This window comes from Pseudoneobacillus rhizosphaerae, assembly GCF_917563885.1.
GTDB classification, from domain to species: Bacteria; Bacillota; Bacilli; order Bacillales; family Cytobacillaceae; genus Pseudoneobacillus; species Pseudoneobacillus rhizosphaerae.
In genome coordinates this window covers 1-26,913 of record NZ_CAKJTG010000006.1, presented here as the reverse complement: position 1 = coordinate 26,913, position 26,913 = coordinate 1, and the positions used below count along the sequence as shown (strand labels likewise).

The 26,913-nt window shown below is 37.4% G+C and carries 22 protein-coding genes, 1 rRNA gene and 1 pseudogene; 2 read left to right on the top strand and 22 right to left on the bottom strand.

Annotated elements, in window-relative coordinates; all coding sequences use genetic code 11:
• Positions 1–3 precede the first annotated feature (3 nt).
• From LRP83_RS06190 to LRP83_RS06125, 14 genes are all read right to left on the bottom strand, one after another.
• Complete coding sequence (locus tag LRP83_RS06190) at positions 4–1,194, bottom strand: M14 family metallopeptidase (protein WP_230495821.1); 1,191 nt, start codon at positions 1,192–1,194, stop codon at positions 4–6.
• Between the two features lie 165 nt (positions 1,195–1,359).
• Entirely contained in the window at positions 1,360–1,668 is a 309-nt protein-coding gene (locus tag LRP83_RS06185) for a hypothetical protein (protein ID WP_230495820.1), read from the bottom strand.
• 148 nt (positions 1,669–1,816) lie between these two features.
• Positions 1,817–2,545: a gamma-glutamyl-gamma-aminobutyrate hydrolase family protein gene (locus LRP83_RS06180; RefSeq protein ID WP_230495819.1), complete on the bottom strand. Its 729-nt coding sequence runs from the start codon at positions 2,543–2,545 to the stop codon at positions 1,817–1,819.
• A gap of 140 nt (positions 2,546–2,685) precedes the next feature.
• Positions 2,686–4,449, bottom strand: coding sequence for a M28 family peptidase (locus tag LRP83_RS06175; RefSeq protein WP_230495818.1), 1,764 nt, complete (start codon positions 4,447–4,449; stop codon positions 2,686–2,688).
• Between the two features lie 94 nt (positions 4,450–4,543).
• Positions 4,544–5,812, bottom strand: a complete 1,269-nt coding sequence (locus tag LRP83_RS06170; protein ID WP_230495817.1) for a metal-dependent hydrolase family protein — start codon at positions 5,810–5,812, stop codon at positions 4,544–4,546.
• A 78-nt stretch (positions 5,813–5,890) separates the two neighbouring features.
• On the bottom strand, positions 5,891–7,336 hold the full coding sequence (locus LRP83_RS06165) for a M20 family metallopeptidase (protein ID WP_230495816.1): 1,446 nt from the start codon (positions 7,334–7,336) through the stop codon (positions 5,891–5,893).
• A gap of 432 nt (positions 7,337–7,768) precedes the next feature.
• Complete coding sequence (locus LRP83_RS06160) at positions 7,769–8,620, bottom strand: alpha/beta fold hydrolase (protein WP_230495815.1); 852 nt, start codon at positions 8,618–8,620, stop codon at positions 7,769–7,771.
• A 101-nt stretch (positions 8,621–8,721) separates the two neighbouring features.
• Positions 8,722–10,359 carry an ABC transporter substrate-binding protein gene (locus LRP83_RS06155; protein WP_230495814.1) on the bottom strand — a complete coding sequence of 546 codons (1,638 nt, stop codon included), beginning with the start codon at positions 10,357–10,359 and terminating at the stop codon, positions 8,722–8,724.
• 192 nt (positions 10,360–10,551) lie between these two features.
• A complete protein-coding gene (opp4C, locus tag LRP83_RS06150; RefSeq protein ID WP_230495813.1) occupies positions 10,552–11,484 on the bottom strand; it encodes an oligopeptide ABC transporter permease in 933 nt (310 codons plus the stop codon).
• Positions 11,485–11,503: 19 nt separating this feature from the next.
• On the bottom strand, positions 11,504–12,454 hold the full coding sequence (locus LRP83_RS06145; protein ID WP_230495812.1) for an ABC transporter permease: 951 nt from the start codon (positions 12,452–12,454) through the stop codon (positions 11,504–11,506).
• A 20-nt stretch (positions 12,455–12,474) separates the two neighbouring features.
• Positions 12,475–13,491 (bottom strand): ABC transporter ATP-binding protein, encoded by a 1,017-nt coding sequence (locus LRP83_RS06140; RefSeq protein WP_230495811.1) that lies wholly within the window; start codon positions 13,489–13,491, stop codon positions 12,475–12,477.
• Positions 13,488–14,504, bottom strand: coding sequence for an ABC transporter ATP-binding protein (locus LRP83_RS06135; RefSeq protein WP_230495810.1), 1,017 nt, complete (start codon positions 14,502–14,504; stop codon positions 13,488–13,490). Before LRP83_RS06135 ends, LRP83_RS06140 begins: the two co-directional genes overlap by 4 nt.
• 34 nt (positions 14,505–14,538) lie before the next feature.
• Positions 14,539–15,753, bottom strand: a complete 1,215-nt coding sequence (locus LRP83_RS06130; RefSeq protein WP_230495809.1) for a M20 family metallopeptidase — start codon at positions 15,751–15,753, stop codon at positions 14,539–14,541.
• A gap of 69 nt (positions 15,754–15,822) precedes the next feature.
• Positions 15,823–16,272 carry an Lrp/AsnC family transcriptional regulator gene (locus LRP83_RS06125; protein ID WP_230495808.1) on the bottom strand — a complete coding sequence of 150 codons (450 nt, stop codon included), beginning with the start codon at positions 16,270–16,272 and terminating at the stop codon, positions 15,823–15,825.
• Between the two features lie 444 nt (positions 16,273–16,716).
• On the opposite strand from LRP83_RS06125, the gene LRP83_RS06120 reads away from it, so the two are divergent.
• A complete protein-coding gene (locus LRP83_RS06120) occupies positions 16,717–17,637 on the top strand; it encodes a DMT family transporter (protein ID WP_230495807.1) in 921 nt (306 codons plus the stop codon).
• Positions 17,638–17,655: 18 nt separating this feature from the next.
• On the opposite strand, the gene LRP83_RS06115 is transcribed toward LRP83_RS06120, so the two are convergent.
• The 6 genes and pseudogenes from LRP83_RS06115 to LRP83_RS06090 all read right to left on the bottom strand — a co-directional run bounded on the left by LRP83_RS06115 (position 17,656) and on the right by LRP83_RS06090 (position 23,720).
• Positions 17,656–18,576, bottom strand: a complete 921-nt coding sequence (locus LRP83_RS06115; protein WP_230495806.1) for an aldo/keto reductase — start codon at positions 18,574–18,576, stop codon at positions 17,656–17,658.
• A 94-nt stretch (positions 18,577–18,670) separates the two neighbouring features.
• On the bottom strand, positions 18,671–20,035 hold the full coding sequence (locus LRP83_RS06110) for an FAD-binding oxidoreductase (protein ID WP_230495997.1): 1,365 nt from the start codon (positions 20,033–20,035) through the stop codon (positions 18,671–18,673).
• A 63-nt stretch (positions 20,036–20,098) separates the two neighbouring features.
• Positions 20,099–20,824 (bottom strand): annotated as a pseudogene (locus LRP83_RS06105) (HAD family hydrolase); the annotation flags it as partial.
• A 93-nt stretch (positions 20,825–20,917) separates the two neighbouring features.
• Positions 20,918–22,363 carry a DEAD/DEAH box helicase gene (locus LRP83_RS06100; RefSeq protein WP_230495805.1) on the bottom strand — a complete coding sequence of 482 codons (1,446 nt, stop codon included), beginning with the start codon at positions 22,361–22,363 and terminating at the stop codon, positions 20,918–20,920.
• Positions 22,364–22,534: 171 nt separating this feature from the next.
• Positions 22,535–23,008 carry a redoxin domain-containing protein gene (locus tag LRP83_RS06095; RefSeq protein WP_230495804.1) on the bottom strand — a complete coding sequence of 158 codons (474 nt, stop codon included), beginning with the start codon at positions 23,006–23,008 and terminating at the stop codon, positions 22,535–22,537.
• A gap of 181 nt (positions 23,009–23,189) precedes the next feature.
• Positions 23,190–23,720 (bottom strand): dihydrofolate reductase family protein, encoded by a 531-nt coding sequence (locus LRP83_RS06090; protein ID WP_230495803.1) that lies wholly within the window; start codon positions 23,718–23,720, stop codon positions 23,190–23,192.
• A 157-nt stretch (positions 23,721–23,877) separates the two neighbouring features.
• On the opposite strand from LRP83_RS06090, the gene ade reads away from it, so the two are divergent.
• On the top strand, positions 23,878–25,626 hold the full coding sequence (gene ade / locus LRP83_RS06085; protein WP_230495802.1) for an adenine deaminase: 1,749 nt from the start codon (positions 23,878–23,880) through the stop codon (positions 25,624–25,626).
• A 134-nt stretch (positions 25,627–25,760) separates the two neighbouring features.
• Here the strand turns inward: ade and LRP83_RS06080 are convergent, their stop codons facing one another.
• Together LRP83_RS06080 and rrf are read right to left on the bottom strand one after the other, a co-directional pair.
• Entirely contained in the window at positions 25,761–26,606 is an 846-nt protein-coding gene (locus LRP83_RS06080) for a tyrosine-type recombinase/integrase (protein WP_230495801.1), read from the bottom strand.
• A gap of 189 nt (positions 26,607–26,795) precedes the next feature.
• Positions 26,796–26,911, bottom strand: a 5S ribosomal RNA gene (gene rrf / locus LRP83_RS06075).
• Between the last annotated feature and the right edge of the window lie 2 nt (positions 26,912–26,913).

The following is a 26,913-nucleotide window of genomic DNA, read 5'->3' as shown; positions in this document are numbered from 1 at the left end:
CCCTTACATATACATTCCTGCTAAAAAGATCCCGAGGGTTTCTTGATAAATCTCATCAAACTGGCTTAACGGGAGAGGATTGGCTCCACTGCCACACTCAATCGTATAACCAGGTCGACGCCAATCTTGGATAAACCAGTCTTTGTAGCCAGCATAACTTTCAATTGTTTTCACAGGTGTATAGCCGCTAACACGGCTAAACTCATTGACAATAACTTCTGCTTCAGGAGGCTCTAGATTTTCAAATCCCCAATAAATGACTTCCCCTTGTGTATGGAAGGCTAACACACGTGCAAAATCTCTTCTTCTTGTTAGGTCCGCCATGGCTATCGCCTCTGGCTCAGAAAGAGGTCTTTCACCACCGTAATCTCTCGGTCCAGGTTTTGTAGGATTTCTTGCTTTTTCCAATTCCCACCTAGCTGGGAATTGATCATTCAGATCCACTCCCCTAATATTGGCTTTCCATCCTGAAAAATTCATACTCCCATTATTATATTGAATGACTCTACTTCTCCATGGTTCGCTTGATGGAGGTCCATGCAAAACAAGATCCACACCATCAGGGTTTACCATTGGTACGATCGAAAGAGTAGTTTGTTGATATAATGGAAATGTCGAAAGACCTCGAATCGAATTCTGGTTTGTTAATGATAACAAATAATCATTTAAAAAGGTCATAATGATTGGGGTAGTAATCCATTCATTTGCATGAAAAGATCCATTATAATGTACTCTTTTTCCACCGTTTCCGATACGAACTTCTGGTATACCCTTCCCTAAAACACTATTCCCAATCGAGGGCCTTAGTAAAAATGGATAAACCGTCTGTAATCTTCCAATATCCTTCATCATTAAACCGTAATCATAATTTTGCCGTCCCTGTATAAGCCTCCAAGTAATTCTCAATGGTACGCTAATCCTTTGGCCAATTTGAAGTCTATTAGGATTAATGTTTGGATTAACAAGCAAGATTGCATCAAGTGAAAGATTACGCGCTTTGGCGATCTTCCATAAATTATCTCCAGATTTTATTTGGTAATCCTGAGCCACAAACCCTGGAATCCGTATCCGCTGCCCAATAGACAACGTATTCAATTGAATGTCACGGTTTGAGTCTCTAATAAGCTGAAGATTTATAGCAAACAATTGACTGTAAAACCATAATGTATCCCCTCGCCTAACATAAACGTCCATTTCACTTCACCTCTATCCACAAATAATACCCCTTAAAAAAATGTATGCGGATGAGAGATAAAAATGTTGTTTTATTCCAATGTCGTTAATTACGTTAGGATTTGAAAAAAAAGAGAAAAACCTTATCCCATTCACAATGGCATAAGGTCATCTCTCCTGAATTAATCATGATGATTTAAGTACTTCTTCAATTATCTCTCTTTGCATTAGTATCTGCCGTTTCACTCCTGTAATTTGGTCTAACAATTGGAATGCTTTTGCTAAATACGACTCAGAAACTGCCTTATTTCCTTGCTTCTTATACTGCTTTGCATGCGAGGTAGTAATCCTTAATTCAAGCTGTAATTGTTTAAGCCTTTGTTTATTGGCTCTTTTTTTCTCACTTATCAGCTTAAGTTCAGTTTTTACATTATTATATTGATGATTAAATTGATTAAATTTCTCTAAGTTTTGGTGAATGGAAGTCATTTGCACTTTATCAAAACTCCTTACATGTAGTTTAATAAGTTAACTTCATTGTAAGAAATAAATATGTCATAATTATGTCATTTTTAAATGTATTTAGATAAATCAAATAACCCTTGTCGTTAAAACCTACCTATGTACAAATAAAAAAGTACGTTTAAACTAGAACTCCTGAACTACTTTTAATAAATTCTATAAACAAATTATTCATACTACTGTTACTACTTGCCATTGATTCTGGGTGCCACTGTACTCCCACGGTAAAAGTAGAAGAATGAATATACTCTACTGCCTCAACGATACCGTCTGATGACATGGCAACAACACGTAAATCTTCTGACACCTTATCTAAAGCCTGATGATGAAGACTATTTACTCTAACTCGATCAGCATCCAGTATTTGATATAATTTACTATCAGTCGATATGTTTACCCAATGAGTATCTCGGCTTCTTTCCACTGTTTGGGAATGTTGAATAGGTTCTTTCATTTGACTAGGTATATCCTGAATTAAAGTTCCTCCTAAGGCGACATTTAATATCTGTACACCTCTGCATACAGCTAGGATTGGAATATTGTTCTTAATTGCATATTTTACTATCTCTATCTCCACTAAATCCCGATCAGGTAATGTTGGGCCCAAATGGATATGAGGATCTTGTCCGTAAAATTGAGGATCAACATCTTCTCCTCCACTTAGAATAATGCCATCGCATAATGGTAGTGTCTCTAACGTCATTTCAGGATTAATAAAAGGTAGAATAACCGGAATTCCTCCATTTGCTGCTACACTTTTATGATAGTCATGATGTACATATACCCCCTCCATATGCTCGTTACGCTTTATATAGGCACCTGTTATTCCAATAATCGGCTTCTTGTTCATGTTCTTCCTCCTATTTTACAAAAAAAAATTTTAGCGAATAATTATTTTCGTCTTTGACTTTGAATTTAGCTATCTTATTTTAATTGAATCACAAAATAATAAGAGTGTCAGCAATAAATGACACTCCTACACAACTTCTATTAAACTAAGAGTTCTCGAGCTTGTTGTAGTGCCCATATAACCCGATTTTGTCCTCGAGTTAGATGAGTTTTTAACACTTTGTATTCATGTGAGCCTTCTGATAATTGGCTAAAGCTAGTCGCGGGTGCGATATCTGGTAGTGGCGGAATATTTAATGCAGGGTCATGACGAAATTTCCCTTTTCTTGTGAAATTGATTGTTACTAAGATTCTAGCTAATTTCACAATGACTTTATTGGCGTTTTTCACTTGTGGATTATGAATCGACAAGCCTTTAAATCCTTCTATACGTTCATAGAATGCTACTAAGTCATCACGTAACGCTCTGACTTCATGAAGCGATTGTGAAAAGTCAAAATGGCTACCTGCTTTATTTTGATAGGATTGAATTGTAGCTTCCATTTTATCTGCGGTTTTGACAAAATTAAATGGATGAACGGTTGCATTAACTGCACGAAAAACACCAGTTAAGTAAACTTTAATATCTTTTTCAAGGACCGTTAGATCTGCTACATGCATCAAATCTTCTTCGGTATGCCATTCGATATTAGCCCCACATCCACCAACTGGATAATAGCCTTTTTCTATTAATTTCTCTTCAGGGATACTAGAAGATAACATAAAGAACGATGTGATTCCAATATTGTTAAACGAATAGTCTCCTGCATGAAGTGGTCTTGTCCCTTTTGAAGGTTGGCCAACTGCATCCGTAATCACGTCTTTACAAAACTCATCTACTTCACTCATCCACATCATATACTCATACGATGTAGCATCGGCGCAGCCAGGTGAATCACAGTTTACTTGTGCGATACAATTCTTTTCCAAGTCTAAACCAAATTCGTCTACAAACCAGGTTGACCCGCCGTATCTTCCAGTCGAGTGGCCAGTCCAAATCGCTATCCTGACACTTCGTTTCAATTGATGACGATTTTTATAAAAAATTCTTGCCATTTCTATTAAGGCAGCATTCCCTGTCGCATTATCGCCGATACCTTTATGCCAGGAATCTAAATGTCCATGAAGAAGAACGTACTTTTCAGGTTCCTCTGTACCTTCAATGAAAATATCAATAATCGGACATGTCATCCAATCCTTCTCAAGATAGGTTTTGAATTCAATTTCTACTTTTTCCTTTTCTGTTAATGCTTTCAATTCTTCACCGTCTTGCTTATTTATCGCTAAAACAGGAATCTTCGGCTCATCGTTGATGCTATCAAGGTCAGGCGCACCCCAAATCGGTGTACAAATTCCTTCATGAATGTTCTTTCCAGGACTTATAAACATTATCGCTTTGACACCGAGCACTGTAAATTCTTGTACTTTTGCTGGCATTGGGTATCCTTCAGTGAGGACAATTTTCCCTTCAAGATTTACAAGGTTGGCATCTATTTCCGATCCAAAAATATCGTTAATCCCTTTAGCATAACCAGTTGGGATGTAGACAATTTCCCCCTGTAATGCTTGATCTCCCGTAGCGATTGAGAAAGAAGGCGTTTTGACACGAAACTCTTTCTCAATGGGACTTGTTACTTGTAAGTAAGCCTTTTTAGGGACACTTAAATAAAGCTCGGGTTGATGAATTGTATAACGGACACCCCATTGTTCTAAATAGCTCGCCAAAAAGTCAGCAGCTGTTCTTTCATCTTCACTACCGGATTCACGAACTAAACTACTGAATCTTTCTAATACGGCTTTAGGGATTTCTAAACTCACTTCGTCTAATAATGCTTTTTCTACTTCGGCGTTTATTAATGTAGTCATTTTTTGTCCCCTCTCTATTTTCTTGTAAAAAAACTGACTAAATTGGATTTTAATATCCTTTTAGTCAGTTTTTTACATACACGCTTCCTAAAAACTATATCGAAACAGCTGCCGCTTTCGGTTGCAATTCTTTTACAACAATTCCACCTTTTACAACGACTCGAATGTTTGAGTTATCCTCTAATGAACGAAGATTCTCTAATGGGTTTGTTTTTGTGATGACAACATCGGCAAATTTCCCAACTTCTAATGTCCCTACTTGATCATCCCAGCCCATACACTCTGCAGCTACCTTTGTTGTTGCTACGATTGTTTCCATTGGAGTCATTCCCAATTCGTTCATTAATGTAAGCTCTCTTAAATTCGTACCATGGGCCATAACCCCTGCGTCTGTTCCCATCGCAATCTTGACACCAGCACGGTAGGCTTTAACAAAACTTTCTTTATGAGCTTCGATTGCTTCCTTTGCCTTTATAATTCCATATTCAGGCATTCCTGCTTTTTCAGCTAGCTCTAGAACAGCTACTGGCGCTAATAACGTTGGCACTAAGTATGTACCATGCTTTAACATAAGCTCAATACATTCATCATCTAAATAGATACCATGTTCAATTGAATGAATTCCCGCTTTAATCGCATTTTTAATACCTTCTGCACCTTGTGCATGCGCCATTACTTTAATTCCACGACGGAAATTTGCTTCTTCTACCATTACCTTTAATTCTTCCACGCTGAATTGTGTAAATTCAGGATGATCCGTTGCGCTTAATACACCACCAGTAGCATGGACCTTGACTACATCTGCTCCTGCACGAAGAACTTCCCTTACTGCTTTTCGAACACTTTCAACTCCATCGCAAATCCCATTTGGCATTCCTGGGTATTCATCTAAAAGTAATTTTACGGATTGTCCTGATGCTGTGTATGAATCACCATGTCCACCTGTTGTCGTTAAAGCTGTAATACTTACTTGCATACGTGGTCCTTGGACAAGCCCTTTCTCCACTGCTTGTTTTACCCCTAAATCAGTACCACCGCAATCTCTTACTGAAGTAATTCCGGCATTTAAAGTGTTTTTCATATAATCAATTGCTTTATAAAAATTATAAGAGAACGGCTTAGCCAATCTTTTTTCAACTGGCTCGAATTCTAGCATTAAATGAACGTGAGTATCGATGAAACCTGGAAGGATACAACCACCATCCGCATCAAGGTACGTAACTTCACCATGAAACTCTGGTAAATCTACTTCTTTTCCAACGAAAACAATCTTTTCATTTTCCATTGCTACAGCAGCACGTAAAATCGGTTGACCACCATTTCCATCAATTAGAGTACCATTTTTAATCACTGTTACACTCATCAAAATCCCTCACTTTTCATTTTTTATTGATATATTAATACTCTATAAAAAATAGAATATCGTATCCTACAGATAATCTTATTGCTTAATTGGAGAAGGCTTTACACCTTTAGCTATTGGACATTCATATGGAACGCCCTCTGTTTTTTGCTGTAATTCCACTTTAGCCTGTTCAATCACACTCGGATTCATAAATAAATCAATTGCCGTTCCTGCCAACACCTTCCCTGAATGGAGCATTCCTTTATGCGCGATAGAAGTAGCACCTTGTGATACGAGTTGCCAAGAATGAGCAGGGGTTGCAAACACAAAACATGGTCCCCAGAATTGTGCCGTAGGGGTGATCCAGCTAACGTCTCCCACATCAGTGGAACCAAACAGAATTTCATTTGATTCTTTGAATGGTAATACTTGATTCAGAAAACAAGATTCTTTTATTTCCTTTGAAACACTTACTCCATATTGTCTTTTGACTTCAGCAACAGTACTTTTTAAATCAGCTGCAGTAATTTGTTGCATCATTTCTGCTGCAAATTCCTTTTCTGTACTATCATATTTAGGTAATGCAATTCGTTGTAAATTTTGATGCATGACAGCACCTATGGCATTGTTGGGAATATAGTTAGAGCAGGCTTTATCAAACTCTATTTCCACTTCTGTCTCGGTCATGAGAGCTGCACCTCTTGCAATGTTATATACTCTTTCATATATTTCTTTCACATCTTCCATTTGCGGAGCACGAATGAGGTATAGAACTTCCGCTTCTGGCTGAACTACATTAGGTGATAATCCTCCAGCGTTCACAATTGAGTAATGGATCCTTGCTTCTGGAATGATATGCTCCCGTAAATAATTCGCCCCAACATTCATTAATTCAACTGCATCTAAAGCACTTCTTCCTAAATGTGGTGAAGCAGCAGCATGTGAAGCAATTCCTTTAAATTTAAAGAAAATTTGATAGTTAGCAAGCGTTGTAGCCGAAAACATTCCAGCAAAGCTCCCAGGATGCCACGTTAGGGAACAATCGACATCATCAAATAATCCTTCTCTTACCATAAAGGTTTTTCCGGAACCGCCTTCTTCACCCGGACAACCGTAATAGCGAATGGTTCCAGGTATGTTATACTCTTCCATATATTCTTTAACTGCCACTACAGCTGCTAAAACAGATGTCCCAAATAAATTATGACCACAGCCGTGTCCATTGCCGCGTTCTAACAAAGGCTCCTTTTGCGAGCTATTCTTATGCTGACTTAATCCCGAAAGTGCATCATATTCTCCTAAAATACCGATTACAGGCTTACCGCTTCCAAAGGATCCAATAAAAGCCGTCTTTATTCCTCCAACTTCCCTCTCTACTGAAAATCCTTCTTGTTCTAGTGCTTGGCAGAGTAGTTGCGCAGATTGATATTCTTCAAATCTTGTTTCAGCATACTCCCAGATCCGATCACTAATATCGATAAACGTATCTCGTTTTGCTTCAATGACTTCTTCAATTTTAGATATAACATCTACCGTTTTCATACTGATCACCTACTCTTTGTTTTTTTTGATTTTTCAAGAGACTATCAATTATTTGTCCAATAGAGCCCTTCTATTGGACATTTCGCGCTCTCAACTGTGTTGGTTTGTCCGATAGATCCCTTCTATCGGACATCTCGCGCTTCCTTCTGTGTTGGTTTGTCCAATAGAGCTCTTCTATTGGACATTCCGCGCCTCCAACTGTGTTGGTTTGTCCGATAGAGCCCTTCTATCGGACATTTCGCGCTTCCTTCTGTGCTTGTTTGTCCAATAGAGCCCTTCTATCGGACATTTCGCTCCTCCAACTGTGTTGGTTTGTCCAATAGAGCCCTTCTATTGGACATTCCGCGCCACTAACTGTGCTGTTTTGTCCAATACATCCTTTCTATCGGACATTTCGCGCTTCCTTCCGTACTTGTTTGTCCAATAAAAGCCTCAAAGTGTTACCTCTTCTTTAGAAGTTTCATTGATAAACTGACGAACCGTCTTTAGATAGCTCTCATTTTCTTCTAGATGTGGTGAATGACCGCTATTTTCATAGATAACAAGTTTAGAATTGGGAATCTCAGCTGCGATGACTTCAGAATAAGTAACTGGAGTTACCCAATCATGTCTTCCAACAGAGACTAGAACTGGTACCTGAATCTGTTTTAGTTTCTCTTTAATGTCATAATTGGGTTGATTCGTATTAAATGCGTAGTTGTGTGTTTCAAAATGATAGAAAATCGAGTCGATTCTTTCCTCTACTTTTATCGGATCATATTCAACCGTATAGAGTGGTTGAAGGGCATAAAAGATTGCTTTCAACTCCTCATTTGATCGAACCTTTCCACTCCATAATCGATCTAATTCTTCCTCTGTTACTCCAGGTAAATCTGCTTTTAATGCTTTTTCCGTAGAAAGATGCTGATAATCTTGATTCGCTGCTGTATCCCTTAATAAACACAAGGAAACACGCTCTGGATACCGAAGGACATATTCTAATGAAATAAATCCACCATAAGATCCACCGTGTATCATCATTTTTTCAATATTTAGTTGCTTACGTAATTCATCAATATCTGATGTCCATTGATCATGTGTAAAAGGTGGTTTATCCTGAGAGCGTCCAGAGCCTCTCATATCTAGGAAGACTAACTTGTATGCATCACCTAATGATTTAAAGGCATTTAAATCAGATCGACAATCACCAAGACCTGGTGCTCCATGAATAAAGAAAATCGCTTTATCATCTTCCTTGCCATGGATTTCATAATAAATCTCGCAATCATTAATTGTTGTATACATAGACACTCTCCTTTTTTATATTTGTTTCGGAAACCTAAATAACATTGTAAAAGAAAAGCGTCGCAGGAAACGACGCTTTTTAATTTTAAGATATAACGTTTTTAGTTAGCCCCACTTACTGACCACTGGTGAATGTCAGCATGCATACCAAAAGTCTTTGGTTTACCAACTTGTACACGTTTATTTACGCCAGCGAAGTCATGATCAGAATATAACGTTAACGCAGGTACATCATCGATAATTTTCGTTAAGATTTCTTTGTAGATGACCTTACGCTTCTCAACGTCTGCTTCTTGCTTCCCTTTAAGTAATAGTTCATCCATTTTTGGATCGCTATAGCTCATAAAGTTATATGCTGCACCTGTTGCATAGACTGTCGAAACGTCAGGATCAAGCGTTAACGTAAACCCGATTAATAATAGATCAAATTCTCCAGCTTTCCCTTTTTGCATGATTGTTGGGAAGTCATAATTTGTTATCTTCGTTTTTACGCCAATTTTTTCTAAGCTTTGAGCAATGATTGGAGCGGATTGTTCACGAACTTTATTTCCTATCGGTACAACTAAATCTAGAGTCTGATTAAAGTCATATCCAGCTGCTTCAAGTAATTTTTTTGCTTCTTCTGGATTGTATTTAATTTCACCAGCACTCTTATCATGGAATGGTGATAAGGAAGAGTAAGGACCATCGACTACTTCACCATAGCCTTTTAATAATTTATCAACTAGAAGGCTACGGTCGATAGCCATTGCTAATGCTTTACGAATCTCTTTATCAAACTTGTTGTTATTAAAATATATCGTTTGGAATCCGATAGTTGGTTCAACACTCGCTGTTACATTGTCCAATTTTTTAACCGTATCATAATCTTGTACAGCAATTTTACCGATTCCTTTTGATACGTTGAAGTCTAATTCACCTGTTTGAAGCTGAGCCACAAGGTTTGGTGCTGGCATAATTTTAATAAATAGTTTTTCTAGCTTTGGAGCACCCTGATAGTAGTCTTTATTCGCTGATAATTCTACGTATTGGTCTTTTTCATATTTTGCAAAAGTATAGGCACCACTGGAAACGGTTGGCTTTTGCATAAATGGGTGTTTGGCCAATTCTTCAACAGGCACGTCACCTAAAATATGTTTCGGTAAAGTGAGAATGTTTAATCCAAATAATTCCTTCATATAATTAGGGTCTACTGGAACATTTGTGGTTAACTCTAGTGTTTTTTCATCCACGACTTTTACAGATGATAATTCCGTTTGCCCTTCTGGTAGCTTTCCATTTGCTTCTAGACCAGCTAACATGGAAATGTTAGCACCTTGGGTTGTTTCTGATTTTGGATTTGCAATTGTATTAATGGTAAAAGCAACATCATCGGCCGTTATAGGGGTTCCGTCCGACCAATTAGCATTCGGCTGAATTTTAATTGTATAATGCTGACCATCTGTCGTTTCAAACGACTCAGCTAGACGGGGAACAAAGTTTAATGGACCGTCCATTTCCAATAATGTATCTTGGAAGTACTTTTGAATAAACATCGCCGCTACGTCACCGGAGTTGATTGGGTTAAATCCTGTTGGTGGATTCACTAATCCAATGAACATTGAATTTGGATCTGAATTAGTGCCAGTTTCCTTTGACTTGTCTTTGGTTGTAGTTTCGGTTGCACCATTACAAGCTGCTAAAAATAGTAATGAAGACATCGTAACCATACTTAATGCTTTTTGAACTTTACGTTTCATCTTTAAACCTCCCAATATTTTTTTTACTTAGGCTGTTTTCGCAAATATTGTTGCTTTTCGAAATCATGTTGACCCCGTTCGTAATCTTACTTCGTGGCATCTTTTCGTAAGTTCTTCTTACAAAATTCTGCCTAAACAAGAGGATACTTTTAAAATTTGTCCAAATAGCAACAAAGATTACGAAAAGAGCCTTTATTTAAAGCTTTTCGGATCTACCGCATCACGCAATCCGTCACCCATAAAGTTAATGGAAATGACAGCCAGAATGATCATTAATCCTGGTGGAATCCATAACCATGGTTGTTCAGCTAGAACGGTTAATGATTGAGCTTCTGTTAACATATTTCCCCAGCTCGCCGTTGGCGGTTGTACTCCCATTCCGAGGAAACTTAAAGAAGCTTCCATAATAATGGCAGATGCAATTCCAAATGTGGCATTGACTAAAATCGGGGCCAAAGCATTAGGCAAGATGTGATGTAATAAAATTTTGGGAGCGGTATAACCTAGCGCTACACCCGCTTTGACATAATCCATTTCTTTAAGAGATAACACACTTCCTCTAACTAATCGGGCTATTGGTGGCCAGCCTAATATCCCTAAAACTAAAATAATGTTAAATAAACTTGGCCCCATTACACTTACTAATACTAAAATAACCATTAAGAAGGGAAAGGACATGAATACATCTGTAATCCGCATAATCAACATGTCAGCCCATTTTCCCATATAGCCTGCTATCGCTCCTAAAATCGTACCAATTACCACATAAATCGAAACCGCTCCTAAACCAACGGATAGTGAGATACGGGAAGCATAAATTAAACGACTTAATACATCGCGACCAACCTGATCTGTTCCAAGTAGATGTTCAGATGATGGCTTTGCCTCAAATTCGTACCCTACTTCTAACGGATCCTGGGGAGCAATAACCGGAGCAAAAATAGCCATTAAAACAAATAATGTTATGATTACTAGTCCAATCACAGCAAGCTTATGTTTAAAAAATCGATTTGCCACTACCTTTAAATAGCTCTCCTCTTTACCTAACCCCTCCTGACTGTTGCTTAATGGTTGAGTTATGCTAACTGGAGTATTATTTTCAAATTCTAATTCTGGCGCCGCCATCTATTTCCCCCCTCAAACTCTAGTTGTATTTAATCCTCGGATCAACAACTGAGTACATAAGATCAGTTAAAAGATTTGAGAATAATACGGTAAATGCAGCGATGAAATTTAATGCCATTAGCATCGGATAATCACGTGAACCAATTGACTGAATGGTTAACTGACCTAACCCTGGCCATTGGAAGATTTGTTCTGTAACAACCGCTCCACCAATAAGCAGTGGAATTTCAAGTCCAATAATGGTCACAATCGGAATTAAAGCATTACGCAAGGCGTGTTTGTTATTGACAAAAAACTCTCGTAATCCCTTGGCTCTCGCTGTTCTTAAGTAGTCTTGTCCTAGAACCTCCAGCATACTAGAACGAACATATCGAACCATACTTCCCGCAATGGCTGTCCCAAGTACCATTGCTGGGAGCACTAAGTGCATGAAGGTATCAACAAAGCCACCTGACGATCCTAATGTAGTCATGCCTCCAGTTGGGAAAATAGGGAACACAATTCCAAAAACATAAATGGCTCCTAACCCTAAGAAAAAGTTCGGTATTGAGATGCCAAAGAACGAAAACGTTGTCGTTAAATAATCAATAAATGAATATTGTTTGGTTGCACTAAGAATTCCAACCGGAATAGCAATTAAATAAGCAATGATTAAGGCTGTTCCCATTAAGAGTAGTGTCGGACCGATTCGGGCTGCGATATTATCCAACACCGGTTCATATGTAGCAAATGAATATCCAAAATCCCCCTGTAACATACTTCCCATCCATCTGCCATACTGCTCCCAAAGTGGATCATTTAATCCCAGTGCTTCTTTTTTTGCTAAGATATCTGCTGCAGACATATTGGGATTAACAAACATGTCAACTGGATTACCAGGTGCTAGATTAATAATGAAAAAGTTAAAGATGGTTACTCCTAATAAAACCGGAATAGCGATTAATAATCGGCGAATAATGTATTGAAACATTCATTGCCACCCCCTTTTAGCTAATTAATTGGAAAATGACAGGCAACAGAATGATGAACTCCTGTTAGCACTGGTACTTCCTCTCTACATTTACTTTGCGCTATCGGACAGCGGGTATGAAATTTACATCCTTTTGGTGGATTTGCTGGACTTGGTACATCCCCTTCCAAGACAATTCTCTGTCTCCCTCGTAAATGTGGATTCGGTACTGGATATGCATTAAGAAGGGCTAGAGTATAAGGATGTTTAGGATTTTTAAACATTTCCTCCGTTTTTGCAATCTCAACGATGTTCCCTAAATACATGACTGCAATTCGATCACTAATGTATTTCACTGCTCCAAGTCCGTGTCCAATAAATAAATACGTCAAGTTAAATTCATTCTGTAAATCCTTTAATAGATTCAAAACTTGAGCTTGAATCGATACATCTAATGCCGATACGGGTTCATCACAAACGATTAATTTAGGGTTTAAAATTAAAGCTCTTGCAATCCCAATCCGTTGACGCTGTCCCCCTGAAAATTCGTGAGGATAACGATTTCGATAGGACTTTGGTAATCCAACAATCTCTAACATATCCTCTACTTTTTTCTTTGCTTCAGAAGGTGTAGCGAGTTTATGGAATAATAATGGTTCACTTAGCAGGTCGCCAATACGCTTCCTAGGATTGAGAGAAGAATACGGATCCTGAAAGATAATTTGTAATTCGGTCCGTATACTTCTCATTTCCCGATTCGTAAAGTTGGAAATATTTTTTCCATCAAAAATAATTTCTCCCTCTGAAGGCTTCTCCAATTGAACGATGGCCCTGCCTGTTGTTGACTTTCCACATCCCGATTCTCCAACTAAACCTAATGTTTCACCTGGGTAAATTTGTAATGATAGTCCATCCACAGCTTTGACATGACCTACTGTTTTTGAAAAGATTCCTTTTTTAATTGGATAATATTGTTTTAAATTATTTATTTCTAATAAAGGAGTCCCTGTTCGTTCTTTTGAAGGTTTTTCTATCTTGATTTCTGTTGGTAGACTCATACAAAAACCTCCTTGTTCTCACGGGATACATAGGCCTCTTCTTCTGCTAACCAGCACCTTACCTTATGCTCACCGGTTTCATCTAATTGAATGAGGTTTGGTTGTTCTTGTAGGCAACGTTCTGTTGCAAACTCACACCTTGTATGAAAGCGGCAGCCAGTTGGCATATTTTGCAGGCTCGGTACCGCTCCAGGGATAGATATTAGCCTATCCTCCTGATGCGTTTCGATATGAGGAATAGAACCTATTAACCCTTTTGTATATGGGTGCTTTGGATTGTCAAAGAGTGTAAAAACATCTGCTTCTTCAACTACTTGCCCAGCATACATGACAATAATTTTATCGACCATTTCTGCGACTACACCTAAATCATGCGTGATTAAAATAATCGCTGTATTAGATTGTGAGCGGAGCTTTTTCATTAATTCTAGTATTTGTGCTTGAATGGTTACATCTAACGCTGTAGTTGGTTCATCCGCAATTAGCAGTCTTGGTCTACAGGATAGGGCCATAGCAATCATGACACGCTGTCTCATACCACCTGATAGAGCATGGGGAAATTCATTCATGATAGCTTCTGACCTTGGAATTCCAACACTATTAAGCATTTCAATTGCATAATTTCTTGCTTCTTTTTTTCCTAGCTTCATATGGAGGCGAATTCCCTCCATCATTTGATTCCCAATGGTGAAAACGGGGTTCAAAGATGTCATGGGCTCCTGAAAGATCATCGAAATTTCATTTCCACGAATTTCTCTCATTTCAGCTTCAGAAATTTTGGCTAGATCCTTACCATTAAAAAGAATCGATCCATTCTTAACATAACCATGTTTACCAAGTAGCCTCATTATCGAAAGAGAGGTAACACTTTTTCCACAGCCTGATTCTCCGACAATGCCTATGGTTTGTCCTGGTTTAAGTTGAAAGCTTACCTCCTCTACGGATGTAATCTCTCCCTTTCCTGTTTTAAACACAGTTTGAACCTTATCTACCTTTAATAAGTACTCTTCCACTTTTCGCCCCCCTTTTTTCGTTATTTTCAGCCACTTATGCTTTTTCGGCCACTAGCTTTTCTTCTAATACTTCCTGTTCACATAAATAATTGTGTGTAATAGAAAGTAGTGCTTTTCCAGCATTTAGCATCGCTCTTTCATCAAAATCAAATTTAGGGTGATGATGTGGATAACTTGCCCCAATCTCTTCATTACCCGCTGCTGTAAAGAAAAACATCCCTGGTTTTTCTTTAATAAAATAACCAAAGTCCTCACTTCCCATGATTGGGTCGATATGGATTAATTTATCTTCACCAACGCACTTTTTCATAACCTCTACGAATACATCCGTTTCTTTATCATGATTCACTACTGCAGGATATCCACGGAAATAGGTAACTTCAGCTGTTGCATGAAATGCTGAACAAATTCCTTCAACAATAGTTTTCAATTCTTTTTCAATATAATCTCGCACCTCAGGATCAAAGGTGCGAACCGTTCCAGTTAGCTCTGCAGAATCGGCTATCACGTTTGAGGCCCCACCTGCATGGAAGGAACCAACTGAAACCACTGCTGGCTTAAGTGGATTTATTTGTCTTGAAACTAGGTGCTGGAGTTGTGTTACCACTTGAGTCGCTATCGCTATCGCATCAACCGTTTCATGTGGTGCGGAACCATGACCACCTCTACCTTTAATCTTGATATCAAATCGATCAGCCGCTGCCATTATCGGACCTTTACGATAAGCGTAGGTCCCATATGGGGCATTAGCCATTAAATGAGTGCCAAATACGACATCCACATTTTCTAAGCAACCATCTTCTACCATCGCAATCGCTCCACCAGGTGCTACCTCTTCCGCATGTTGGTGTAATAGCACAACATTTCCATTTAACTGTTCGCAATTTTCACTTAATACCTTTGCCACTCCTAAAAGTGTAGCGGTGTGTCCGTCGTGCCCACATGCATGCATAACACCTGAAACGGTTGACTTATAAGGTACATCTTTTTCATCCTGAATCGGTAAAGCATCAAAGTCTGCTCGTATGGCAATCGTTTTGCCTGGCTTTCCACCTCTAATTGTCCCAACCACACCACGACCACCAACACCTGTTTTCACTTCAATCCCTAGACTTTCAAGATACTTCGTTATGATTTTAGGAGTTCTCTCTTCCTGGAACGATAATTCTGGGTGTTGATGAAAATCTCTTCTCCATTCAACCATTTGATCATATAACTCTTCTAAACGTTCATTCCAATTTGCTAGCATATATATCCCTTCCCATCCTCATCTATTTTTTTAAAAAAGAAAACGTAAGTTAATGTGTTTTATCCTCTTTCAAAAGTATTCAAAGGTATTTTTATGTACTTCAAGTTGGACGGTAGTATTCATTTCTTCTAATCCAGGAATCAATCTAATTTTTTTAAAGCTTGCAGACAAATCATCGTATGTTGGTACTGCCACCTGAATAATTACTTGATATTTACCTGATATAGATGTAATAAATCTAACTTCCTTTAGTTTTTTTAAGTCTTCAATCACTTGTTCGAGGATAGGTAATTGAACCTTTAATTGAATAATCGCTCCTGCTTTAATCCCTATAGCTACAGGATCCACGACACCTACAACGTTTAAAATATTTTGTTCTAGTAAGTGTTTGTACCTCGTTCTTATTGTTTTTTCCGTTACGAACAAGTTAGATGCGATTTCTGTGAATGACATTCTTCCGTCATTTGCTAAAAACTTGATAATTCCTTTATCTAACTCATCGATGTAAGGACTACTCATTTTCAATTACCTCCTTTCGACCAGAAGACTAGAATGTTGGTTGTCTTTCGTAAGTATGTGATAGCATTTCCACTATATTTAGTAATTGTTTTATGTTATTCTTCTAAATCTAGGATTATTACAAACTATAAAACAGCTTACTTCAATTTTCAATGAATTTTTAGAAGATTATAAATTTTGTGACTTTTATGAATTAATCCCAAAAAACGCTTCACAATGCGGTAGATTAACGATTAATAGTGTAAAACCTTTCTGAAACAGAAATAAAAAATCGTTCTTTATACCCAGTTTGCGGAAAATAATTTTTGGTATAAATTACCTATAAAATATGTAAATTTTACCATTACTATTTTTTGTTTGCTTTTCTCAAAAAAATAAATATTTCGAGTTCGAAAAGGATGATACAATACTAGTTATAAAATTTAAAAGATTGAAGGGGACTAAATGAATAAGAAGCTTTGGCTTACATACGGAATGTTAACCTTGGCAACAGCCACTTGGGGTAGCGCCTTTATTGCAGGTAAGCTTGCAGTACAAAGCTTTCAACCCGCAACAGTTGCGTTTTTACGCTTTTTTGGTGCAGCGATTCTATTGTTCCCATTGATGTGGATCATGGAGAAGAATCGTAAAAAACTCACACTTAAAGACATTGGTTTATTTACCGTTCTAGGGTTAACAGGAATTGCTTTGTATAATATTTGCTTTTTTCTGGCCTCAAAACATGCACCAGTTATTAAAAGTTCTTTATTTATCGCTTCGAATCCGGTTTTAATCGTCCTTTTATCTGGATTATTTCTAAAAGAAACGATTACTAGGAATAATATTATTGGCATGATCATTGCTCTTACAGGGGTTACTTTTATTATTACGGATGGGCATCTATTAACACTTTTCCAATTAGGCTTTGAACCGATTGATTTGGTTTTACTAGGTGCCGTCATTAGTTGGGCATTGTATAGTGTGGTCGGAAAAGTAGTCTTAAAAAAATATAGTGCAGTAGAATCTACCACCTATGCGGTTGCATTTGGTACTTTATTTTTATTACCGTTTGCCTTAGTCGAAACAAGCTGGCAGGATGTTCAACAGGCAAGCCTTACCACTTGGGTCGCGATTGCCCATATGAGCATATTTGTTACGGTTGTGTCATTTGTTATGTACTACTACGGAATCAAAGAAGTTGGGGCAGCTAAGGCTTCTATTTTTATCAATGTTATGCCTGTTTCAGCTGTATTGATGGCAACCATTTATCTTGGAGAAACCTTCACATGGGCTCACGGTGTTGGAGCTGCTTTTGTTTTATCAGGAGTATATGTAGGAACAAATACGAAAATTTTTCAAAAGAAAATTGAAAAAATCAGCGCCTAACAGCGCTGATTTTCTCAATTAGGGTACGATATTTCCAGCTGCCTTGTAAATCTGATACCACTCTTCTCTAGTCAAGATTATCTCAACACCTTTGCATGCCTCTTTCATACGATTGACTTTTGTTGTACCAAGTACAACTTGTATGTTGGCAGGATGGCGAGTAATCCAAGCTGTAGAAATAGCCGTATTTGTCACACCATATTTCTCAGCTAATTGATTAATTACTTCGTTTAACTTTGGATAACGGTCTAAATCGCCAAGGAATGTCCCCTCAAAAAAACCGTGCTGGAATGGTGACCATGCTTGTAAGGTGATATCATTCAAGCGACAATATTCTAGAATACTGTTATCACGGTTTACTGATTGATCTATTTTCATATTAAAGGCAATTCCCGAATCGATTAATGGAGTATGTGCAATACCAAATTGCACTTGGTTAACCATCAACTTATGGTTAATGTTTTTCTGTAATAGTTCAAGCTGCATTGGATTAAAGTTTGACACACCAAAGTTTCTTATCTTTCCACTGTTATAAAGCTCATCAAATGCCTCCGAAACTTCTTCAGGTTCCATTAATGGATCAGGACGATGAAGCAACAATATGTCAAGATACTCTGTTTTTAATCGTTTGAGGATCCCGTTAACGGATTCAATGATATATTCTTTTGAAAAATCAAAATATCCATTTCGAATCCCACATTTACTTTGTAAAATCATTTGTTCACGGATGGTTGAATTCATGTTAATCGCATTAGCAAATAGCTCTTCACATTGACCTCCACCATATATATCTGCATGATCAAAGAAATTAATTCCTATGTCCATCGCAGTACGGATTAATTTTTCAGCTTCCGAAACTGAAAGCTCGTTTAAACGCATATTTCCCATTATGATGTTGGAAGCTGTTATGTTACTGTTACCTACTTTTATGTTTTTCAATTTAACACCATCCTTAGACTATTTCTTATAATACTATAACTATTTGGTATGATTAACATTTTTGAAAGAATGCTTTTCCTTATCCCCATTAGTGTTAATCGAAAAAGATTTTCCCAGGATTTAATATTCCTTTAGGATCTAAAGCTTTTTTAATCAATCTCATCGTTTCAAGTGCATTCCCATGCTCTTTTTGTTGGTATATTCTTTTCCCAACACCAACTCCATGCTCTCCAGTACAGGTCCCACCACGCGTTAAAGCATAGTCAACAATATGGGCATTTAGCTCTTTTGCCGTTTGAACTTCCTTTTCATTATCAAGATCAATCATGAAAACGACGTGAAAATTACCATCCCCTACATGACCAACGATTCCACCTTCAAATCCAAATTGATTGATTGTTAATCTTGTATTTTCAATGGCTCCCGCTAATTCTTCAATCGGCACACAAACATCCGTAGTCATAAATTTTTTACCCGGTGCTCCGTGGATAAAAGCATATGCCAAATTATGGCGAGCATCCCATAGTTGATTCCGAGACTTAGAGTCCGTTTCAAAAACAAAGTTCGTACAGCCATAATCCGTAACAATCTCTTTAGCAAATTCCACATCCTGATTCAATCCAGCTTGATTTCCATGAAATTCTAAAAATAATGTCGGCTGTTCCTCGTATGATGTTCCACTATGTTTATTTACTTGATTAATAGAATGGGCATCCACAAGCTCCACACGGGCAATAGGAATACCTGTAGAACGAATTCCTACTACAGCTTGAACCGCAGCATCAGTCGATGGAAACGAAGCTCTCGCTGCCATAATGACCTCAGGTATGCCATACACCTGTAAAGTTAATTCCGTAAAAATACCAAGCGTCCCCTCTGAGCCAACAAACAATCCGTTTAGATGATAGCCAGAGGATGACTTAGCAGCTAAACTACCGGTATGAATGACCTCTCCGGACGCAAGTACGACTTCTAAGTCACGCACTTGATCACGCATCACTCCATAACGTACAGAAGATGTCCCGCTTGCATTCGTTGCCGCCATTCCTCCTAAGGTCGCATCTGCGCCAGGATCTACGGAAAAGAATAAACCATGTTTTTTCAACTCTAAATTAAGCTGTGTTCTTGTCACCCCAGGTTGAACCTTGACTAAAAAATCATTGGGGCGGATTTCTAACACTTTACTCATTAGAGAAGTATCTAGTGAAATCCCACCATGATATGGGATTACATGTCCTTCTAAGCTTGATCCTCGCCCAAATGGGACAACAGGAATTTCATGTTCATGGGCGAATTGCATAATTTTAACTACTTCATCTCGATTTTCAGGGAAAACGACTACATCTGGAAGTGCAGGCTGATGATACGATTCATCTTTTCCATGCTGCTCTAATATCGTTAAGTTACTAGTTACCCGGTCTCTTGATAGGATTTTTTGTAATTCTTCTGTAAGATTCATTTTTGTACCCTCCCGTTTTAAAATAGTCAAAAGCTCATCTAAATGTTGAATTTCGTATGTAGGAATAACCTCATTCCGGTCCTTCTGATGTCGATTTATCCAAACCGATTTAATTCCTGCTCGGTTTGCCCCTAAAATATCGGTCATTAAATTATCTCCGACCATCATAACCTCTTCCTTTTGAAGTGATAATTGTGCTAGTGCATGTTCAAATATCGAAGGATCTGGTTTCCCTTTACCAAAATCACCTGATATAACAATCTGATCAAAATAAGGAATAAGCTTAGGTGTTAACGATAATTTCGTATGCTGTAGATCAGGGGAACCGTTTGTTATCAAAATAAGCTGATAATTATTTTTTAATTGATCCAGAACCTCAAACGTCTCCTCATAAACAAACGGTGCTCTTCTTCTTTCTTGAGGAAAACGCTCCCCTAATTCGGCAGCTAAGTCGGGATCATTGATTCCAAGTTTTTTTAACCCCAATGTCCAGGCTGCTCGTCGATAACTAGGAACAATATTTTTCAACTTCTTTAAATCCTCATGATCATCTAAAAAATCGCCCCATAAACCTTCAAATGGATTAATCCCAATCATTTGCGTAAACTCATATGTTTCGTAGGAGGAATATAGATTCCGTGCTGATTCTCGAACGGCTTCTTCTAATTGATTCACATCGATACCAAACCGTTCTTCTGCAAGCCTACAAGTAGCAAGAAACGCTTCCTTTACACTCATTTGATCCCAAATCAAAGTATCATCCAAATCAAAAAAAATCGCTTTTATCATAATAGCCCCCCTTAAGCATTTATTTTATCTCATTTTAACGCATTAACGTACTGGGGGACAGTCCCCCGGTACGTTAATGCGTTAAAATTCTGTTTATTTAATTGCTTTTGTTACTTTTAGTTTTTTACCTTTGACAGTTGTATTTTCCATCGCTTGTAGGACAACGGAGCCTTTTCCGTTAAGGATATCCACATAGGTCATTTGGTCTTGAATCGTGATAATTCCTATATCTTCAGCGGTTACTCCAGAGATGTTCGAAAGTGTTCCTACAAAATCCACCGCCCGAAGTTTTTTCTTTTTGCCCCCGCTAAAATGAAGCTTCATAATATCTTGGTTTATTCTGGCTGTTTTATTATTCTTAACGACTCGACGACCATTAATTTTTTCTTCAAAGGCGGCTTTTCCTCTGGCTACTTCATGCTGCTTCGGAGCTTCCATCGAAGGAATCTCAAAGCCAATATATCTTTCAATTGCTTTAATATATTTGCTTTCGTATTGTGTCGCAAGTGTAATCGCTTTTCCAAGGTTACCTGCGCGACCCGTTCTTCCGGTACGATGAACATAGCTCTCTTTTTCCATTGGAACATCATAATTGATAACAAGAGTGACATTATCAATATCAATTCCCCTGGCCGCAACATCAGTAGCCACAAGATAACGGAAGTTACCCATTTTAAATCCATTCATAACCGCAAACCGGTCCTCTTGTTCTAATCCTCCATGAAGCCTTTCACAAGAATAATTGGATTCTTCTAATTCACTATATACTGTATCGACATGTTCTTTCGTATTACAAAAAATAATACAGCTTTCTGGATTTTCCACAACCGTTACGTCTTTAACCAATGAAAGCTTTTGTTCTTCCTTCACTTCCATAAGTCGATGTTCAATGGTATCTGTAGTTATCCCAGTCGAGGCAATCTCGATATGAATGGGATTTTTCATATATTTATGGCAAAGTGTTTCCACATCTTTCGGTAGTGTAGCAGAAAAGACCATCGTTACTCTGTTTGAAGGAAGTTCCTTAATAATCGCTTCCACTTCATCAATAAAACCCATATTCAGCATTTCATCTGCTTCGTCAATAATCAAATACTTTATTTTCTCTAATACTAATGTTTCTCTCTCAATATGGTCCATGACACGACCAGGTGTGCCGACGACTACATGTGTTTTTTGTTTTAATTCTTCTTTTTGTTTAGCAAACGGTTCTTTTCCATAAACCGCCATCGCTTTAATCCGTTTGAACCGGCCAATATTCGTTATGTCCTCGCGAACTTGAACAGCCAGTTCTCTTGTTGGTGTTAAAATTAATGCCTGTGGCCATTTTTCTTCCCATTCTATCGTCTCACAAATGGGAATACCAAAAGCAGCCGTCTTCCCGCTTCCTGTTTGTGATTTTACGACAAGGTCTTGATTATCCAATGCTACTGGGATTACTTCTGTTTGAACCTCAGTCGGATTCTCATATTTTAACACCGAAAGTGATCTTCTGATTTCATCGCTTAAATTAAAATTCTCAAAACTACTTATGCTCATGTACTAACCTCTTTTTTTGGATTATTCGACTTATATATATATTTCTCGAAGAAGAAATTTCATATTCAAAAGCGGAATGTGTTCATTATACATGAAAAAGCAGCCAAAACGACTTTTTACCTATAAAACAAAAGAAATCCACAAACTTTAGTATTGTGGATTTGTCGTTTATTATTGGTTTGTTAATTTTCCTAACTCATCAAAAACCGCTTCATAATCCTCTTTTTTATCTGCTTTAAATGATGTGTTTATGTAGGTAATGATTCCTTCTTTATTAATAATAAAAACAGAGCGAATCGCCACTCCACCTTTTTCGTTATAAACGTGATAATCTTTGATTGTTTGCCGATGCCAATCCGATACAAGTGGATACGGTAATGTCCCCATACTTGCCGCAAAGACCCGATGTGAGTGAATATGATCTGCGCTAACACCTAGTACTTCTGCATTAACCGCTTCAAATCGTTTATAATCCTCTTTCCAAGAGGTAATTTCTTTAATTCAGCCTGGAGTAAAATCCATACCATAAAAGGCGACAACAATATTCTTAATCCCACGGTAATCAGATAAAGAGAGCTTTTCTTTTGTTGTTGACGGTAATGAAAAGTCTGGAGCCTGATAACCAATCTTTAAAGACGCATCCAAGCATATTCCCCCTCATAAAAATGAAATAATCACATATTCATTTGAAAGTATTGTCTCCATCTTTTAGCTTTATTAGACACTTCAAACAGATTACCGCATTAAAGCACTGGGGGACTGTCCCCCAGTACGTTAATGCGTTAAATTAGTCTTTTAACTACTATTATTATCTCGATTGATATATTTACTTCGTCACGAAGTGAATTTGAGCAAATTGGTTAAAACGCTTAACATCTATAAGTTCTAATTCAAGTTCATAATCTGCTTCTTTAAACAATGGGATTCCTTTTCCAATTAACGTAGGTGCGATGGTAATAACATATTCATCGACTAATTTATTCAATAGAAAGAGGTGTAAGAGTTCCCCTCCCCCTACAATCCATATATCTTTACCAGCTTCAGATTTCAATTTCGTTGTGAAACTAACGACTTCTTCATTTACAAATTCAACGTTCTCCGTTTTACCGTTTAAGGTATTTGAAAAGACGTAACATTCTTTATTTTCATAGGGAAATTTCCCTTTTTCCATTGCCATAATCCAATCATACGTTCTTCTCCCCATTAAAATAGTATCAACTGTTTCGTAGAATTGAGAGTATCCCGCATCTCCTTCACTCTCAATTTTAAATAACCATTCTAATGATTCTTCCTTTGTAGCTATGTACCCATCTAAACTTGTTGCAACGTATAAAACTACTTTTCTTTGATTATCCATTTGAAATCCCTTCCTTCTAAAAACCAATTTTTACTCTCAATTGTTGTATCTATTATTTAACTACATATAATAGATATATAATACCAGTATATTCTTTTTTAATGAGTAATAAGTATACCGAACAATTATAATGATAATGAAGAAACATAATAGGAGGATGTACATGGTTAGAAATCAACTAACAAGAAGAATCTCAGTAGCCTCAGGTAGAGAGCTAGCAGATACTGTCATAAAAAACGGAAAAATTATTGATGTCTTTAATGGTGAAATAACCGATGGCGACATTGCCATAGTTGATGGTTTTATTGTGGGAATCGGAAAATTCGAAGGAAAAAATGTCGTAGATGCAAATGGACGGTTTATATCACCAGCTTTCATTGATGGGCATGTTCATATTGAATCTTCAATGGTTACTCCACCTGAATTTGCAAAAGTTTCACTTTTACACGGTGTAACTACTGTTGTTGCTGACCCCCATGAAATTGCCAATGTTTTAGGTGTAGATGGGATACAATATATGCTAGACTCTTCTAAAAATTTACCGTTTGACGTTTACTTTATGCTGCCCTCGTGTGTACCTGCAACCGAGTTCGAACATTCTGGGGCTACTTTAAAAGCAGAAGATTTACGGCCATTCTATCAAGAAGCTAGTGTCTTAGGTCTAGCAGAGGTTATGAATTATCCAGCTGTTCAAAACACTGAACATGACATGTTAGATAAAATTATGGATGCCAAGAAATTTGGTAAAAAAATAGATGGACATGCAGCTGGGTTATCAGCCAATGATCTCAATGTGTATATGACTGCTGGTATCCGAACCGATCATGAAAGTACAACGGCAGCACAGGCAAAAGAACGAATCAGTAGAGGAATGTACTTGATGATTCGAGAGGGCACTGTTGCTAAGGATTTGAAGCAACTTATCCCAATAGTAAACGATCGTAACTCTAGGCGTTGCTTATTTGTTACGGATGATAAGCACTTAGATGATCTTATTCGTGATGGTAGCATCGATCATACTATTAGACTCGCCATTCAATCAGGAATATCCCCAATAACTGCAATTCAAATGGCCACTATCAATACGGCGGAATGTTTTGGAATCGAGGATAAAGGGGCTATTGCACCAGGATATAAAGCTGATTTAGTCTTGCTAGATGACCTTAACACAATCAATATTACAGAAGTTTATAAGGAAGGTAAACGATTTGTCGAAAATGGGGTTCTAGTTGAAGAGTTAAAAACCAACCCTTTGAACGAATCAAACAGACTTAAAAACTCCGTCCGATTTCATGAATTGTTTGATGAACATCTACACATTCATGTTAAAAATAGTAAAGCAAATATTATTGAAATTATCCCTAATAGTCTGATAACCAAACATATTATTGAAAAGGTAAATGTTTGTGAACAAGGAATGTTTCAGCCTTCCGTAGATAATGATCAATTAAAATTAGCTGTGATTGAACGCCATCATCTGACAAAAAATATTGGGTTAGGGATTGTTAAAGGATTGGGGTTAAAATCAGGTGCTATAGCAACGACCATTGCCCATGATTCTCATAATCTTATTATTGCTGGTACAAATGATTTTGATATGATAACAGCTGCAAATGCTATCAAGGAAATGCAAGGTGGCTTAATTGTTGTCAATCAAGGAAAGATCATCGCATCACTTGAATTAACCATAGCAGGACTAATGTCTGAACGTCCATATTTAGAAGTCGCTACCAGTCTTCATGAAATCCATCTTGCACTTGAAACGATAGGAGCAAATAAAGATTTTAATCCATTTTTAACATTATCCTTTTTATCATTACCTGTCATACCAGAACTAAAGCTAACGGATATTGGTTTATTCCAAGTTTCTAAATTTGAACATATTAGTGTCGACACAAATCACTGAAGTTTAACTGATAATGAATAGTTATTTTGAACCACAAAAAAACAACCCCAGGGTTGTTTTTTATTTGCCCACCGGCCAACTCTCATAGGAAGAATCCACACGAAAAGAAACTAATTACTCTGTTTCCAAATAACTCATCCAAGTGTATCATCATAAAAAGTATTTCGAATTGCCTTTTCTAATTCAAGTTGTTTCAGTCTTGTTTTTGCATATCTTTTAGTTACATTGATATCTTTATGTCCTGCTAGTTGAGAGACTACCTCCAGGCTGACACAGTTATCGACTAACCGCTGACAAAAAGTATGTCTAAGCTTATGTGGGTTTACATCATATTTTTTCAGCATATATTGGATTGATCTCTCCGTTAGTCTTTCGTTGGATTTAGATATGAACAAAGCATCAACAATATTGGCCGATTCTAAATAATTAATTAGATGAATTTTTACTTCATCTGATAAAGGAATTGATCGTTGAACCCCAACAGCTGGATATACAAATAGCTGATTATGAGTAAAATCAAGATTTGATTTATTTAATGCACATAACTCAGACACCCTAATACCTGTATGAAGTAGTGTATATACAATCGCAATATTCCTTTTATTCCCGTCCTTTTTAACTTGGTTTAACAATTGCTCACATTCGGATATCGATAATAATTCAATTTCATCCTTTTTATCTATGGGTATGATTTGGATATCCATGATTATTTCAGGTCTTTTTAAAAATTTGGCAAATGTCCTGATAGCACCTAAAATCTTATCAATAGTAATTGGACTTTTCCCTTGATGTTCTAAAAATGAAATATAGTTTTGAACATCATTTTGAGAAATTTCTTTTAGATCAATAGAATACTGATGCAGCCATCCTTGATATTTTAATAGTTCCCGTTGATACGTTGAGATGGTATTGAGGGATTTCCCTCCTTCTTCTAGCCATTTGGAAAAATCAGTTACAATAACGTTAGAAGGTTTTGTCAATCTCATCACCCCTATTAAATCGGACCTTGTTACTTACATCTTATACCGAATAGTTAAGGAAGTAAACTTCTACGAAAAATAAAGAGAATTTTCTATAAATTAATAAATAGGATATTTCCTTCAATCCTCTGAAAAATAAAAAAATTCAATTTACAAAAAAAAACAACCCATTTGGGTTGCTCTAAAATTGCCTGGCGACGTCCTACTCTCACAGGAGGAATCCTCCAACTACCATCGGCGCAAAGAAGCTTAACTTCCGTGTTCGGTATGGGAACGGGTGTGACCTTCTTGCCATCGCCACCAGACT